The organism is Halogeometricum sp. S3BR5-2, from assembly GCF_031624635.1.
Classification (GTDB): Archaea; Halobacteriota; Halobacteria; order Halobacteriales; family Haloferacaceae; genus Halogeometricum; species Halogeometricum luteum.
Genome location: NZ_JAMQOQ010000004.1, coordinates 180,369 through 195,331, shown reverse-complemented (window position 1 = coordinate 195,331; position 14,963 = coordinate 180,369). Strand labels below are relative to the sequence as shown.

At 69.0% G+C, this 14,963-nt stretch carries 16 protein-coding genes; 8 read left to right on the top strand and 8 right to left on the bottom strand.

Annotated features, from left to right (window positions below; translation table 11 throughout):
• Nucleotides 1-73 precede the first annotated feature (73 nt).
• On the top strand, nucleotides 74-880 hold the full coding sequence (locus tag NDI79_RS15655) for a YihY/virulence factor BrkB family protein (protein WP_310929523.1): 807 nt from the start codon (nucleotides 74-76) through the stop codon (nucleotides 878-880).
• 45 nt (nucleotides 881-925) lie between these two features.
• Here NDI79_RS15655 and thiD read toward each other — a convergent pair whose 3' ends face one another.
• The 4 genes from thiD to NDI79_RS15635 all read right to left on the bottom strand — a co-directional run bounded on the left by thiD (nucleotide 926) and on the right by NDI79_RS15635 (nucleotide 4,316).
• On the bottom strand, nucleotides 926-1,765 hold the full coding sequence (gene thiD, locus NDI79_RS15650) for a bifunctional hydroxymethylpyrimidine kinase/phosphomethylpyrimidine kinase (RefSeq protein WP_310929522.1): 840 nt from the start codon (nucleotides 1,763-1,765) through the stop codon (nucleotides 926-928).
• A gap of 3 nt (nucleotides 1,766-1,768) precedes the next feature.
• Nucleotides 1,769-2,578 (bottom strand): hydroxyethylthiazole kinase, encoded by an 810-nt coding sequence (thiM, locus tag NDI79_RS15645; RefSeq protein ID WP_310929520.1) that lies wholly within the window; start codon nucleotides 2,576-2,578, stop codon nucleotides 1,769-1,771.
• Nucleotides 2,575-3,228 carry a thiamine phosphate synthase gene (thiE, locus tag NDI79_RS15640; RefSeq protein WP_310929519.1) on the bottom strand — a complete coding sequence of 218 codons (654 nt, stop codon included), beginning with the start codon at nucleotides 3,226-3,228 and terminating at the stop codon, nucleotides 2,575-2,577. Before thiE ends, thiM begins: the two co-directional genes overlap by 4 nt.
• Nucleotides 3,229-3,308: 80 nt before the next feature.
• Complete coding sequence (locus NDI79_RS15635) at nucleotides 3,309-4,316, bottom strand: NAD(P)/FAD-dependent oxidoreductase (protein ID WP_310929518.1); 1,008 nt, start codon at nucleotides 4,314-4,316, stop codon at nucleotides 3,309-3,311.
• A 118-nt stretch (nucleotides 4,317-4,434) separates the two neighbouring features.
• On the opposite strand from NDI79_RS15635, the gene NDI79_RS15630 reads away from it, so the two are divergent.
• Nucleotides 4,435-5,145, top strand: a complete 711-nt coding sequence (locus tag NDI79_RS15630; protein ID WP_310929517.1) for a hypothetical protein — start codon at nucleotides 4,435-4,437, stop codon at nucleotides 5,143-5,145.
• A 34-nt stretch (nucleotides 5,146-5,179) separates the two neighbouring features.
• On the opposite strand, the gene NDI79_RS15625 is transcribed toward NDI79_RS15630, so the two are convergent.
• Nucleotides 5,180-6,124 (bottom strand): PfkB family carbohydrate kinase, encoded by a 945-nt coding sequence (locus tag NDI79_RS15625; RefSeq protein WP_310929516.1) that lies wholly within the window; start codon nucleotides 6,122-6,124, stop codon nucleotides 5,180-5,182.
• Nucleotides 6,125-6,216: 92 nt separating this feature from the next.
• Here NDI79_RS15625 and NDI79_RS15620 point away from each other — a divergent pair, with 92 nt between their 5' ends.
• The 4 genes from NDI79_RS15620 to NDI79_RS15605 all read left to right on the top strand — a co-directional run bounded on the left by NDI79_RS15620 (nucleotide 6,217) and on the right by NDI79_RS15605 (nucleotide 9,500).
• Nucleotides 6,217-7,170, top strand: coding sequence for a nucleoside hydrolase (locus NDI79_RS15620; protein WP_310929515.1), 954 nt, complete (start codon nucleotides 6,217-6,219; stop codon nucleotides 7,168-7,170).
• Nucleotides 7,171-7,536: 366 nt separating this feature from the next.
• On the top strand, nucleotides 7,537-8,295 hold the full coding sequence (locus NDI79_RS15615; RefSeq protein ID WP_310929514.1) for a DICT sensory domain-containing protein: 759 nt from the start codon (nucleotides 7,537-7,539) through the stop codon (nucleotides 8,293-8,295).
• A gap of 79 nt (nucleotides 8,296-8,374) precedes the next feature.
• A complete protein-coding gene (locus tag NDI79_RS15610; RefSeq protein ID WP_310929513.1) occupies nucleotides 8,375-8,584 on the top strand; it encodes a hypothetical protein in 210 nt (69 codons plus the stop codon).
• 58 nt (nucleotides 8,585-8,642) lie between these two features.
• A complete protein-coding gene (locus tag NDI79_RS15605) occupies nucleotides 8,643-9,500 on the top strand; it encodes a universal stress protein (RefSeq protein WP_310929512.1) in 858 nt (285 codons plus the stop codon).
• An 87-nt stretch (nucleotides 9,501-9,587) separates the two neighbouring features.
• On the opposite strand, the gene NDI79_RS15600 is transcribed toward NDI79_RS15605, so the two are convergent.
• Nucleotides 9,588-10,709: a baeRF10 domain-containing protein gene (locus NDI79_RS15600; protein WP_310929511.1), complete on the bottom strand. Its 1,122-nt coding sequence runs from the start codon at nucleotides 10,707-10,709 to the stop codon at nucleotides 9,588-9,590.
• A gap of 501 nt (nucleotides 10,710-11,210) precedes the next feature.
• A complete protein-coding gene (locus NDI79_RS15595; protein ID WP_310929510.1) occupies nucleotides 11,211-12,413 on the bottom strand; it encodes an MFS transporter in 1,203 nt (400 codons plus the stop codon).
• A 116-nt stretch (nucleotides 12,414-12,529) separates the two neighbouring features.
• Between NDI79_RS15595 and ggt the strand changes: the two genes are divergently transcribed.
• Nucleotides 12,530-14,146, top strand: coding sequence for a gamma-glutamyltransferase (ggt, locus tag NDI79_RS15590; RefSeq protein ID WP_310929509.1), 1,617 nt, complete (start codon nucleotides 12,530-12,532; stop codon nucleotides 14,144-14,146).
• On the opposite strand, the gene NDI79_RS15585 is transcribed toward ggt, so the two are convergent.
• A complete protein-coding gene (locus NDI79_RS15585; RefSeq protein WP_310929508.1) occupies nucleotides 14,128-14,349 on the bottom strand; it encodes a hypothetical protein in 222 nt (73 codons plus the stop codon). The two genes, ggt and NDI79_RS15585, sit on opposite strands and share 19 nt — an antisense overlap.
• A gap of 134 nt (nucleotides 14,350-14,483) precedes the next feature.
• Between NDI79_RS15585 and NDI79_RS15580 the strand changes: the two genes are divergently transcribed.
• Nucleotides 14,484-14,927 carry a pyridoxamine 5'-phosphate oxidase family protein gene (locus NDI79_RS15580; RefSeq protein ID WP_310929507.1) on the top strand — a complete coding sequence of 148 codons (444 nt, stop codon included), beginning with the start codon at nucleotides 14,484-14,486 and terminating at the stop codon, nucleotides 14,925-14,927.
• Nucleotides 14,928-14,963 lie beyond the last annotated feature (36 nt).

Sequence of the window (14,963 nt, the reverse complement as noted above, 5' to 3'; positions counted from 1 at the left end):
GAAATCGTGACGTTCGCCGAGAGCATTCCTAACTGCCGTGAGTTCTTTGTGAGCGTGGAGGGACGATGCCCCCATGAGCAACTCAACAGGCACCGTCTCGAAAGCCAAGGCGGTAGGCGAGGCGTTCCGCGACAAGAACGTCACGTTCCTCGCGGGGAGCATCGCCTACAACGCGTTCGTCTCCTTGGTACCGATTCTCCTCTTCGCCGTCTTCGTCGTCGCGTTCTTCGGCGCGGGCTGGGAGGAGCAGGTGCTGTCAGTCGTCACAGAGAACGTCTCGCCCGCCATCGGAAGCTTCATCGAGCGCCTGTTCGCCACGCAGGCGAACAGCGCCACCGGGTCGTCGGTCGTCGGGATCGTCGTACTGGTCTGGAGCGCGCTGAAGATATTCCGCGGGCTCGACACCGCCTTCTCCGAGATTTACGAGGTCACGCCGGACAGCTCTATCGTCGACCAGATCAAGGACGGCCTCGTCGTCCTTGTCAGCCTCACGCTCGCACTCGCCGCCATGATAGCGGTGACCAGCGTGTTCGGGGCGTTTCAGGGGATGATTCCGTACCTCGGCGTGTTCCTCCCGGTCGGTCTCGCCCTGGGTCTCATCGTGGCGTTCTTCCCCATCTACTACGTCTTTCCGGACGTCGACGTGTCCGCGCGGGAGATTCTCCCGGGCGTCGTCGTCGCGGCGGTCGGATGGGCGCTCCTGCAGGGCATCTTCCAGATATACGTCGCCCGTTCGACGGCCGGCGGGGCCGACATCGTCACGGGCATCATGCTGCTGTTGACGTGGCTGTACTTCACGGGCGTCGTCCTCCTCCTGGGGGCCGTCATCAACGCCGTCCTCGGCGGCTACACCCAGTACCACACGCGGACGCGGTCGTAGGTCGGTCGTCGACTCCGCGCTCGTCGCGGCGTCGCGTCGTCCGCACTACTCGCCGCCGAACTCCGCAAGCGCCCCCTCGCTCTCGACGAGGTGGTTCACGCTCCCGTTCTCCCCCACGTCCGCCGGATTCGCTATCGCCGCGCGGACGAACGCGGTGCCGCGTTCGACCGCCGCCGAGAGGTCGTCGCCGCGTGCTAGTCGGGCGGCGACGGCGCTCGACAGCGTGCATCCGGACCCGTGCGTCACGTCCGTCTCGATGCGCTCCGACGCGAACGTCTCCGTCCCGTCGGGCGTGACCAGCACGTCGCGTACCTCGCCGTTCCCCGACTCGTCCTCGACGTGCCCGCCCTTGAACAGCACCGCGTCGGCGCCCCACTCGAAGAACCGGTCGGCCGCCGCCGCCCGCGCCGCCTCGGAGTCGGGCCACTCTCCGGTCAATTCCTCCGTCTCGTCGGCGTTCGGCGTCACCAGCGTCGCGTGCGAGAACAGCTCGGTGTAGGCGTCGACGGCGTCGGCTTCGAGCAGTCGGTCGCCGGAGGTGGCGACCATCACCGGGTCGATTACGACGGGGGCGTCGACGCCGTCGAGGCAGTCGTCGACCGTCTCGACGGCCTCGGCCGTCGCCAGCATCCCGAGTTTCACCGCGCCGATATCGAAGTCGTCGTTCACCGCCTCGAACTGCGCTCGGACCTCCTCGGTCGGCAGGACGTGCGTCGACCGGACGCCCGCAGTGTTCTGCGCCGTGACGCCGACGACGACGGACCCGCCGTAGACGCCGAGTCGCGTCATCGTCTTCAGGTCGGCCTGGATTCCCGCGCCGCCGCCCGAGTCGCTCGATGCAATCGTCAGCGCGTACGGCGGGGTCTGCGGGTCGGGGTCGGCCATCGGTTACGCCGCCTCCACCACGCGCTCGATTCGCTCGTCGCCGTCGGGTAAGTCGACGCCGCCGAGGCCGGCCACCGCGTCGAGGAACGCTATCTTGTAGCTCGCGGGACCGGCGTACTCGCCGAACTGCCCGTCCGCGGCCGCCTCGCCCGCGACGCCGAACGCGAGCGTCCCGGCCAGCGCCGCGGTCAGCGTATCCTCCATCGCCCCGGCGAACGTCGCGACGGTGACGCCCTGCATACAGCCCGTGCCGACGACTTCGCCCATCATCGGGTGGCCGGCGCGCACCTCGAAGGCCGCGTCTTCGGTCGCAACCACGTCCGTCTCGCCGGAGGCGACGACGACGGCGTCCGTCCGCCGCGCGACGGCCACCGCCGTCTCCGCGATGTCGGCGTACTCGCCGACCGACTCGACGCCGCGGACCTCGCTCTCCTCGCCCGCGATGGCGGATATCTCGCCGTAGTTGCCGTTTATCACGTCCGGTCTGACCTCGGAGACCAGACGCTCCGCGACGCGGTCCCGCGTGGGCGTCGCGCCGACGCCGACGGGGTCGACGACGAGGGGGACGCCGTTCCCGTTGGCCGCCTCGCCCGACTCGCTGACCGTTCCCATGTTGAGGAGACACGCCTGCGCGCCCGCGACCATGTCGGCCACCTCGCGTTCGTCGTCGGACATGACCGGGAGACCGCCCCAGTACAGCGTCGCGTTCGCCACGTCGTTGACCGTCACCGCGTTCGTGAGCGAGTTGACCAAGGGTTGCTCCCGGCGGACGGCCGAGAGCGCCGCGGCGGGGTCGACGGTCGGGTCGCTCACCGTTCGACCCCCCCGGCGCGCACGCCGTCGACGGCCCGGCGCAGGTCGCGTGCGGCCGTCTCGGGGTCGTCGGTGTCGGTGATGGCCGAGACGACGGCGACGCCGTCCGCGCCCGCGCCGACCACGTCGGCCGCGTTCGCCGCCGTGATGCCTCCGATACCGACGAGGGGAATCTCGACAGCGTCGGCGATTTCGGCTACCCGCTCGGTGCCGACGTTCGACTCGCCCTCGGAGACGTCCTTCGTGTCGGTGGCGAAGACGGCGCCGACGCCGAGGTAGTCCGCACCCGCGCGTTCGGCTTCGACGGCGGCCTCGACCGTCGACACCGACCGGCCGACGAGGGCGTCGGGGCCGAGTTGCTCGCGGGCGACCGCTATCGGCAGGTCGTCGTCGCCGAGGTGGACGCCGTCGGCGTCGACGGCGGCGGCCACGTCCACGCGGTCGTTCACGACGAACGCGACGTCCGCTTCGCGGGTGAGTTCCCGGAGTTCCCGACCGAGTTCGTACCGCTCGCGGGCGGTGGCGTGTTTCTCGCGCATCTGGACGACGTCGACGCCGCCGTCGATGGCGGCGCGGACGGTGGCGACGGTGCCGCGCCCGCGGGAGCGGTCGGCCTGCGTCACGAGGTACGTTCGCAGCTCCGTATTCATGAGTTGTATCTTCGGGTGTTCCGCGCAAAACACTGTCGGAGACGCGGGGCGGAAAGAGAGCGGAGAGACGGGGCGACGAGTCAGTCGTCGAGGTAGGCGCGGATTCGGTCGTCGTCGACGGCGTCGAGGAGTCGGTCGACGCCGACCGTCTCGACGAGGCGTTCGGTGCCGGCGTCGGTCCGCCGGGCTATCTCCTCGTCGGTCGCGTACTTGGCGAACCGCTCGTCGATGTACGACTCTCGGACGCGTTCGACGTGCGCCTCGTCGAGCGTCTCGGCCGCCTCGCCCTCGGGCGCGAGGTACTCGTCGAAGTACTCGCGCCAACGGTCCCTGTCGCGCCACTCGTCGGTCAGCGTCGCGTCGCGGCGGACCCAGTCGTAGTACGTCGCCACGGCGTCCCAGTGGCCGTTCTCGCGGCGGACGTCCGCGACGACGCGCCCGCCGACGCGTCCGCCGTGACCGGCCGCCACGACGGCCTGGTCGGGCACGCCCGCGAGGGGGCCGGCGACGTACAGGCCGCCGACGGGCGTCGCCCCGTCCTCGGACGGGTAGTCGGGGTCGAGCGTCTCGCCGCCGTGCCCGTCGTCGACGAACATCGCCTCGTCGACTCCGGCCAGATAGCCCGCGTCGTACTTCGTCGCCGCGACGACCCGGGAGGCGCGGAGAGACGTGCCGTCCTGCGTCTCGACGCGGAACGTTCCGGCCCTCCTCCCGTCCGCCGCGTCGGACGCGATGCGGTCGACCGATTCGACCAGTTCGGGGACGAGCGTTCCCCCCGCCTCTTCGAGGTGAGCGTGCATCAGGTCGTAGAAGGCGTCGACGTCGACGCCGCCCGGGAAGCCGAGGTAGTTCTCCAAGTAGCCGCACTGTCGGATCGACGACCGACCGCGGTCGAAGACGACGGTGTCGAGGCCGTACCGCGCGGCGAAGACGGCCGCCGAACACCCCGCCGGTCCGCCGCCGACGACGGCGACGTCGGCGTCGACATCGGGGCCGTCGTTCCGAACCACCTCGTCCGTCCGACCCGTCTCCGCTCGCTCCTCCGCTCGCTCCTCCGCTCCGTCGCCCGTCGAAGTCTCTCCGCCCATGTTTTTAGGCCCGCCTAACTCACTATAACGCCACCGGTCCGCGGCGGACGACGGGGTGGGACAAACGCTCGCTTGTGTCTACGTTGCGATTATCCCCTCGAACGTCGATACGTCTGTCGTGAACACGACACGACGGTCCCTCATCGGAACCTGCGGCATCGGAACGCTCGCTCTTCTCGCCGGGTGTCTAGGCGGGACAGGCGGCGACACGGAGACCGAGACGGGAACGGAGACGGAGAGCGAGACCGACTCGCCGACCGGAACGGAGGCGCCGACGGACACCGGCACCGAGATGCCGCCGGGCGAGGGCACCGGCAACGAAACCGGCGGGACGCGCCCGGAGGGAACCGGCGGCCCCGGCGTCATCATCGCGTCGACGGACGACGCCCCGGACGCCCCCGTCCGGCCCGCTATCGAGGTGGTCGCGGAGGCGGCCACCGAGGAGCACCCCCCGACGCTCCGCGCGACGGTGACCAACGAGAGCGACCGGACGGTGACGCTCGGCGAGGGGCGCGATATCGTCTTCGCCTACCGGTACGACACGGAGGACCACCTGATGCTCCTGCCGTCCGACGGCGACTACCCCGCCGAGGCGGGGTGCTGGCGGCTCACGGACGGTATCGCGGTCACAGAAGAGTACCGGACGGTGACGCTCGAACCCGGCGAGTCGACGAGTCAGGAACTGGGACTGTACGGCGCGCCCACGCAGGAGGACGTCTGCCTCCCCGTGGGCGAGTACCGCTTCGAGTCGACGTTCTCGGTGATGGACGAGGCGGGCGGCGAGGAGCAGTCCTCGTTCACGTGGGGGTTCAGCGTCCTCCTGGAGTGAACGAGGCGAGCGAGGGAGAACCGCTACGGCGACCCTACGGCGACCGCACGGCGACCGATTCGACCGCCTTGCGCGCCGGGGCGGCCGACTGCACGCCCTCGCGTTCGGTCGAGAGGGCGCCGGCGACGGTGGCCAGTCTGACGGCCGCCTCGAAGTCGGTCCCGGCCGCCAACTCGGCGCCGAGGTAGCCGACGAACACGTCGCCCGCGCCCGTCGTGTCGACGGGGTCGACGGCGGGCGACTCGACGGAGAGGCGGGAGTCCCCGCCGTCGACGACGACGCCGTTCTTCCCCCGCGTGCGGACGACAGTTCCGTCGAAGGCGTCGAGTTCGTCGCGGAGACGGGCGTACTCGCCCTCGTTCGGCGTCACCACGTCGACGCAGTCGTGGGAGAGAATCGCCGCGGCGCCCGCGGCGGGCGCGGGGTCGTAGACGACGGTCGGTCGGTCCGGGCGGCCGGCCAGTCGGTCGAGCGCCGCCCGGACCGCCGCGGGCGGGAGTTCGTTCTGCACGAGGAGGCAGTCGGCGGCGGCGCAAGCGTCGAGGCGGTCGTCGACGTAGGCGTCGTCGACGCGGCCGTTCGCGCCGGCGAGGATGGCGATGTAGTTCTCGCCCGTCTCGTCGACGGCGACGTACGCCGCGCCCGTCGGCCCGTCGGTTCGGGTCACGCCGGTCACGTCCACGCCGCGGTCCGACAGGGAGTCGAGCACGTCGTACCGGTCCTCGTCGTCGCCGACCATGCCCAAGAGTCCCGCGTCCGCGCCGGCCGCGGCCGCGGCGACGGCCTGGTTCGCCCCTTTCCCGCCGAGGTACGTCTCCCCGTACGACTCCCGGAGGGAGTCGGGCACCGATTCGACGGACACCGTCTCGCCCGGCGCGGGGAACCACTCGTAACGCTCCGCCGCCGAGCGCACCCACTCGGTCGAGGTGTACTCCACGTGGTCGACGTTGATGCTCCCGAGACTCACGACGCGGCCCATACTCGTGGGAGAGGCGGGTGGGATAAGTCACTTCAGTTCCGCGTTCGCTCCGTTCCCGTGCCGTTAAACGACGCCGCCGGGAATGGGAACCCATGAGCAGACGAGTCATCCTCGACACCGACACCGCGGGCGACGACGCCATGGCGATTCTCCTCGCCGCGTCGGCCGACTCACTCGACCTCGAAGCGCTGACGATGGTCGCCGGCAACGTGGAGTTCGAACAGGAAGTCGAGAACGCGAAGCACACCCTCGGCGTGGCCGACGCGACGGACGTGCCCGTCTACGAGGGCGCGCGGACGCCCCTCGTGAAGGACCACGAACACGCCGAACAGGTCCACGGAGAGGGCGGACTGGGCGGCGAACTGCGCCCCGAGACCGACGTGGAGTCCGCCGAGGGCCACGGCGCGAACGCCATCGTCGAACGCGCCCGCGAGTCGCCCGGCGAGATATCGCTGGTCTGCATCGGTCCGCTGACGAACGTCGCCCTCGCCCTCCGCCTCGAACCCGAACTGAACGAACTCCTCGACGAGGTGTTCGTGATGGGCGGCGCGGTGAACACCCTCGGCAACGACACCCCCTCGGCGGAGTTCAACTTCTGGGTCGACCCCGACGCGGCGAAAGTCGTCGTCGACGAGCTCGACGTGACGCTCGTCGACTGGGGCCTGACGCTCCGCGACGGGACGTTCGGCGCCGACACCCTCGAAGAGATAGACGCGATGGACACCGACTACGCCGAGTTCTTCACCACCATCATGGAACGCGCCCGGGAGTTCGCCGTCGAGCAGTACGGCGAGGAGACGACCAGTCAACCCGACTCGCTGACGGTGGCGTCCGCGCTTCATCCCGACCTCATCACCGAATCGGCGGAGTACCACGTCGACGTGGACGAACGCGGGGGGATGACCCGCGGATACAGCCTCGTCGACGAACTCGGCGTCACCGACGGCGAACCCAACGCCCGCGTCGTCGAGTCCGTCGACGCCGACCGCTTCGAGGCGATGTTCCTCGACATGCTCCGCCACGGCGACCCGGAACGGTCGCTGTAGGCGCGTTACGCGGGGCCGACGCCCGTGAGGCCGGGTAGTTCCGGTCGACGGGAAGACGAACAACTGTCCAAGACGCTAAATATAGTTTTTGCATCAAAACCGTACAAACTAGATTTCGTTCGGGCTTGGAGAGAGGTCAGGTCTGCGTCCGGACCGAGACGAACAGCACCAAGAGGTAACGCCGACGGCGTCGAACAGGCCATCTCACGAAGAGCACCTCACCCGTCATTTTTCCACCCGATTCGAAACAAAATATATTCCTATCAGCTCTCCTTTCGAACGGGAGATGACCGGACAGGTCTCGGCTGAGATTCGCCCTCCGACGGTCGGACGCCGTTCGCCGAACGAGCGGTTCGGAGGCCCGGCGTGACGCTCACGGAGATAATCGACGACGTGCTCGAACGCGACTACCGCCTCGTCGTCGTCGGCGGCGTCGACGCCGAGGGGCGGGAACTGCTCGAATCGTTCTTCCGCGCGCAGGGCGCCGAGGTGGCGTTCGAGGGCGAGGGAGGTGTAGACGAAGAGGGGGACGGCGACAACCGGTCCATTTCGGCCGAGACGGCCGTCCTCTACCGCGACGGCGCCCGCCGCGCCGACGCCGACGTCGACAGCCTGACGGAGTACGTCCGGCGCGACCGGGGTCGGTTCGAGACGAACCGCACGGAACCTCCGCTGGTGGCCGAACTGACGTCCGGGACGACGACCATCCGCGAGCAGTCGCGCGGGCAGATGCTCCAGGGGTCGAGAGTCATCGAGCACCTCGCGTGGCAGTCGAAGACGGGGCGACTGCACGGCGGGTTCCAGCGGTTCTCGCGGTTCACGAAACACATCCCGACGCGGAACCTCTACCGACGACTGGGCGAGTCGGGGGTGGACGTCCACGTCCACGGCGTCCCGAACGTCGAGGTGGAGGGGTCGGCGGGGCTATCCGTCCACCCCCACACCGAGGAGGACGAACTCCGGACGACGTGGTTCGTCGTCTACCAGGGCGAGGAGGACGACGCCGCCCTTCTCGCGCAGGAACGGAGTCCGGACCGCTACTCGGGCCTGTGGACGTTCGACGGGGCGCTGACGACGGAGGTGCGGGCGTCCGTCGAGTCGCAGATGAGCGACGCCGTCGAGTGAGCGCACCCGGCGCGGCGCCGTCGCGTCCGCCGGACGGCCGACCGAACCACTGTTGAACGCCGCCTCCCTAGCGCCGACGATGCCCGTTCCCCCGCCGAACGTCGACGAGTTGGACGTGAGCGACGACCCGGTCGAACCGCGCCCGTACGACGACCTCGTGGCGGCCGTCATGGAGCTTCGGTCCTGTTCGAGGTCGGACGCCGAGGCGTGGGTCGACGACGCCGGTCCCGAACGGGCCGAGCGCGTCGTCTTGGCCCGCTGGCGGGGGAGTCGCGGCGTTCCGGAGTGAGTGACGGCGCGCGCGAACCGGTACGGAGGTTTATTATCTCTCGACGTAACAGTCGCCTATGCCTAACCGTCTCGGGGAGAGCCAGACCGTGGGGTACGCCTCTCCGGACGGCGGACGAGCGACGAGCGAGCGGGTGCTCTGTCTGTTCGACCCGGGAGAACCGGCCGACGGGGAGTTCCTGCGGGTCGCCGAGTCGCTGGCGGACGGCGGTCGGTTCGTCGTCCCCGTGCGGGACGCGAGCGTCGCCGAGTCGCTGAAGCCGTCGTCGTCGGACGCGTCGGCCGACTACGAGACGCGCTTTCTCGAACGGCCGCCGGCGGTGACCGCCGAGTGGGTGAGCGACGTCGTCGACCGCTTCGACATCACCGTCATCTTCGATATCCGCGACCGCAAGTCGATGCTCGGCGGCGGCGAACTGGCCCTCGCCTCTGGCGGCAACCACGTCACGGTGACGCGGAACGCGGAACTCGACGGCATCTCCTCGGTGCTCGTCCCCGTCGCGCGCGGCCCGCACCTCGACGCGACGCTCGATATGGCGCGCGCCCTCGCCGAGTCGGCCGACGCCTGGGTCGACCTGTTCCACGTCGTCGAGGAGGGCGAGACGGAGAGCGACGTCGACGACCTGTTCGAGTACTGCTCCGACCGCCTGCTCGGGTTCGCCGACTTCGATACGTGGCGCTACGAGGCGGAGGAGGACGAGACGCCCGCGCGGGCCATCGTCGACCAGTCGTCGTACTACGACGCTACGGTCATCGGCGCCCCGGAGAAGGGTCGACTCCGGGAGTTCGTCGACGGGTCGACGACCGAAATCGTCCAGTCGCTGTGCGAGAACGCGGTCGTCACCGTCCGGAGCGGCGAGGTGGAAGTCTCGCGGCTCGACCGGTGGCTCGGCGAATTCCTCGCTCCGAAGCGCTGAGCAGGGAGAAACGGAGTCGGGGACGGAGACGAATCACCGGTCGAAAACGGAGTCGGTCGGCCGCGGACCGAAGCGTCGGGGGTCGCGTTACTCTATCGGGAACCGGAGCAGCGCGCCGACGCCGTCGAACGCCGCTTCGAGCCGTTCGGTTCGGTCGAGGCCCTCGGGCGCGACGACGCACTCGCCGCCCTGTTCCTCGGCGCGTTCGGCCAGCGACTGCACTTCCTCCTCCGGGAGCGAGTCGGCGACGACGAGCGTGTCGACCGCGTCGAGTTCGAGCGCTCGCTCGACGTCCTCGTGCCCGCCGATGGCGGTCTCCTCGTCGTCGTCGAGCGCCTCGAAGAAGCGTTCGAGCGCTCCGCGGGCGTCGGTCGTGCCGAGTTCGCCCGCCTCCTCGGCGGCGTCGACGAGTTCGCGGAGGCCCTGCTCGGAGGCGTACTCCGCGTCGAACGGGCCGACCGCGGCGTCGGCGAGCGGTTCCGAGAGGTGGTCGCCCTCCAGGAACTGCTCGGCGGTGACCTCGCTGCCGGCGACGAGGAGCGCCTCGCCCTCGAACTCGGTGCCGGGGGAGGCGTCGTCGACGGCGTCGGACGGCGCGTCGTCGAGGAACACGCGCGCCGCGGCCTCGCCGACCTCGTCGTAGAACTCGTCGGCCCGCTCCTGACTCCGGCCTTGGAAGTCGTCCTCTTTGCCGCCCGCGGCGGTCTGCTTGCTCGGCACGTCGCTCTCGACGGTGTCGACGTGCTCGATGGTCTCGCCGTCGTACCGGCCGAGCGTCGCGCTGTCGCGGGAGACGACGAGCAGGCCGTGGGTGTCTGTCTGCGTCGTCGCCGGCGAGAGCGGGTCCGTGTCGAACTCGTTACCGTACTCGTACGTCCCCGTCGAGACGGGCGTCGGCAGGTCGTCGAAGACGTGCGTTACGAGTTCGGTGTCGACGACGCCGACGTAGGCGACCAGCCCGTTCTCGGGCGTCTCCTCGTACTCGTGGAGGACGCGGCGGGTCTCTTCGAGCGCCTGCTTGAGCGGTTTGCGGACCTCCTCGCGGACGTCGAGGTACTCGGCCTCGGCGTGGTCCTCTTCGACGCGCCGACGCGTCGCTTCGAGCGATTCCTGGGGCGGGATGGCGACGGAGACGAGTTGCTCGCCGTCCGCTTCGGCGTTCGATACGGTCTCGATCCGGTCGTGCAGGTCGCTGGTTGTCGAAGACATGGTTGGGTGGGTCGGGCGCAGGGTCGCACCTGCTCGTGGTGGCCGCTTCTTCTGTCGTCGCGTGGAAATAGCTTATCGCCGTTTCGACAGTGTGAAGCGGTGACACCCACCGCTGTGCGGGATTCGGTCGGGGAAGCAAGACCTGACAGGACTGGGCGCGGAGGGACGAGTGCATCTCCCGCATCACCGTGCGCTCGGCGCGGTTGAGATGCTCCCACGCCGTCGACCGCGAGATGCCGAGGGCCTCGCCCACCTCTTCGACGGACCCCCCTGCTCGGCTCGTAGTAGTTCATCTCGATGGCGGTGGTCAGCATCTCTGTCTATCGGGCGATCAGTTCGCGCGCCAACCGCGCGAGGTCCACCTGGTCGTTCCGGGTATCGGAGTTCGACGTCGCGTCCGAGTTCGGTCGGGTTACCGGCTTCCTCCACGGACTCGACGATGGCCGAGTCCCGTCGGAGTCGAGAACGGTGCGCTCCGCAACGATAGCCGGAAAGGCGGTTTCAGTTGGGTTCGGGCGTACGCAGCGCCAAGAGAACGCCGAGAAGAGCGACGCCACCGGCGACGAAAAACGCCGGGTCGTAGCCCACGCGGTCGATGATAGTTCCCGCGGCGATGGGTGCAGCAAACGCGCCGAGCAGACCGATACTCGTCAGCAGCGAGATAGCCGTCGTCCGTACCGCCGGCGGGACGAGTTCGGTGATATACGAAAAGAGCAACCCGGTGACGAGTTGAATCGCGAAGCCGACGACGAGCACCGCTCCGACGACCGACTCGAGCCGCGAGACGAACACGAACGCGACGACGGCCGGTGCGGCGACGGCGAACGCCGATATCACGACGGGTCGACGCTTGCCGCCGAACAGGCGCTCGGAGACCACGCCGCTGCTCGACCGTCCGACCGCGCCGATGGCCGGAAACAGCGCGGTCAGCAGTCCCCCCGCCGCCAGCGAGATGCCGAACCCGTCGACGAGATAGCTCGGGAGCCACGTGTTGACGAAGAGATACAGCGAATAGGCCAGAAAGCAGAGCGCACAGACGGTCCAGACCGCCCGGTCGGTGAACAACCCGCGGAGCGCCGTTCGGTCCGGCGTGGCCGTCTCGATACCCGGAACGTGGCGGCGGGTCGCGAGCAGGAACAGTGCGACGCCGACGACGCCGATGGCGGCGTACAGCGGGAGGATTGCGGGCCATCCGGCGACGGTCGCGACGAGCGGACTGCCGAACTGGCCGAGTGCGAATCCGACCGGTGCGCTCGCGGTGAACACGCCGACGGCGGTTGCCCGGTACCGGGACGCAACGGCGCTGCCGACGACGTTCGCGCCCGCGTTCCAGAAGATGACGTACGCGATACCGCCGAGAACGCGTGAGACGAGCAGCCAGAGATACGCGCCGGCGGTGGCCGCATACCAGCCCCACACGCCCGCGACGACGAGCGCGACGGTTCCGAAGAGAATTACCCGGCGGACCGAAAAGCGGTCGAGGACGATACCGGTGGGGACGCTGGTGACGACGGCAGTCGCGTACATGATGCTGACGAGCCACCCCGCCGTACTCGCCGTGAGTCCGAGCGACTCTTGGATCAGCGGCAGGACACTCGCCGGGGCGATTTCGTAGGCTGCAGCCGCCGTCGAGAGCACGAACAGGCCGACGAAGAGACCGAGCGTCTCGCGTCGAGAAGAGTCTGTGCTGGGATGGTCGCTCACGGTCGCTGTGCTCGATTTCGGAAGCACCGCCAAACCGGTTGCTATCTCGGTCGACGGACGGAACGGGCGGATATATCCGGGGTGGGTGCTTTGCGGAGAGACGAGGTTACATCCCTATGAGCGAACCGAATCTAGACGAGTTCGCCTCGCGCCGGTCGACCGTGTACGGTCGGTCCGGCGTGGTGGCGACGAGCCAGCCGTTGGCCGCGCAGGCGGGTATCGAGACGCTCCGCGACGGCGGAAACGCCTTCGACGCGGCCGTCGCGACGGCGGCCGCACTGAACGTCGTCGAACCCACGTCGACGGGCCTCGGCGGCGACGTGTTCGCCCTCTACCGCACCGCCGACGGCGACGTGGGCGCGATGCGTTCCTGCGGCGGCGCGCCGAGCGGTGCGACCCGCGAGCGCGTCCGCGAAGCGGTCGCCGACGAGGGTGAGGAACCCGCGGAGGCGGAGATGCCCATGCGAGGGCCGCACACCGTGACCGTCCCCGGGACGGCGCGCGGGTGGGAGGCGACGACGCGCGAACTCGGGCGCCGAACGCTGGGCGAGAACCTCCAAGCGGCGATTCGGTACGCCACCGAGGGCTACCCGGTGACGGAAGTCGTCGCGGCGCAGTGGGAGCACGGCGACGACCTGTTCACCGACGAACACGCCCGCGAGGCGTTCCTGCCGGGAGGCCGACCGCCGACGGTGGGCGAGACGGTGACGCTTCCGCGACTCGGCGAATCGATGAAAACCATCGCCGAGGAGGGCGCCGACGCCGTCTACGAGGGTGAAATCGCCGAGGCCATCGCCGACGAGGTGCAGTCGAAGGGCGGGTTCATGACCGTCGAGGACCTCGCGGCCTTCGAACCGGAGTTCCTCGACCCCGTGAGCACGACCTACCGCGGAACGGAGGTGTACGAACTCCCGCCCAACAATCAAGGGCTCATCGCCCTGGAAGCGCTCAACATCGCCGAGGAGATAGCCGCGGGCGACGCCGACTACGACTCCGTCGACCGCGTGCACTACTTCGGCGAGGCGATGAAGCGGGCGTTCCACGACGGCCACCGCTACATCACCGACCCCGAGTACGAGGAGATTCCGCCGCTGGCATCGAAGGAGTACGCCCGTCGGCGCGCGGCCGACATCACCGACGAACCGAGCGACGTGTCGTTCGGCGTGCCGGACGCGCACGCCGAGGACGCCGACACGGTCCTGCTCTGCGTCGCCGACGACGAGGGCAACGTCGTCTCCTACATCAACTCCCGGTTCGCCGGGTTCGGGTCCGGCGTCGTCGCCGGCGACACCGGTATCGCCCTCCAGAATCGGGGGGCGTCGTTCTCGCTCGACGACGACCACCCCAACCGGCTGGAACCCGGCAAGCGCCCGTTCCACACGCTCGTCCCCGCCCTCGCGAAGTTCGACGAGGACGACTGGGCGGCGTTCGGCGTCATGGGCGGCTACATGCAACCGCAGGGGCACGTGCAGGTGATATCGAACATCGTCGACTACGACATGCCGATTCAGGCGGCGCTGGACGCCCCGCGGTGGCGCTACCGCGAGGACGGCGACTTGGCGCTCGAACCCGCGCTGGCCGGGTCGGTCGGGGCGACGCTGAACCGGCGGGGCCACGACGTGTCCCTCCTCCACACGGGGATGTTCGGGGGCGCGCAACTCGTTCGGAACGACGGCGGCACGCTCTCGGGAGCGACCGAACCGCGGAAGGACGGTCACGTCGGGACGTATTGATAGACGGGGAACCGGACGGCGACGCGAACGGTGACGACCCGAGACGCGCCGACCGCGTCCGCGAACACCTCGGTTCTCGCGGTGATGGCTCGTCGTCGCCGCGAACGCTCCGACCGCCGACCGGTCAGCGGTCCGAGGAGTCGGAGACGATGATGGACGACCGATTTCGGTTCGGTGAGCGTTCTGCTGGCCGTCCAAGTCAAAATTATCTCTGATAGAAAAGGAGACAAAACTCTATTTGCTAGTTTTGACGAGTGGTACATCCCCGAGGTGAAAGTCACCCGAAGAGCGAACTCGGGTTGATACCGCGACGCGACGTAACCTTCCGAGAGGAGTTATGGACAGCATCGAGTACGTGTACACGTTCGGGATGAGCGACGAAGAGGTGGACGAACGGCTTCGGTCGGAGTCGGCGGGGGTGCTGTCACTGGCCGACGACGGCGTCGCGTACGGGGTACCCGTCTGCCACTACTACGACGGGGACTCGCTCCTGTTCCGCCTCTCCGACGACGAGGACAGCAGGAAACTCGACGTCGCGGAGGCGACGACCGAAGCGTCGTTCGTCCTCTTCGACGCCGCGGGCCGGGACGTCTCTTGGAGCGTCGTCGCCACCGGGTCGCTCCGGCGACTGTCCGAGGAGGAACGGGCGGCGTACGACGCCACCGAACTCAACGAGCGATTCGGTCCGCTTCGGGTATTCGACGAGAACGTCGACGAAATCGACCTCGTCCTCTACGAGATGGAGATAACCACCCTGCTGGGTCGGCGCACCGACGAGTAGCGGTGTGCGAGAGGGAAGAAACAGTAGCGACAGAAA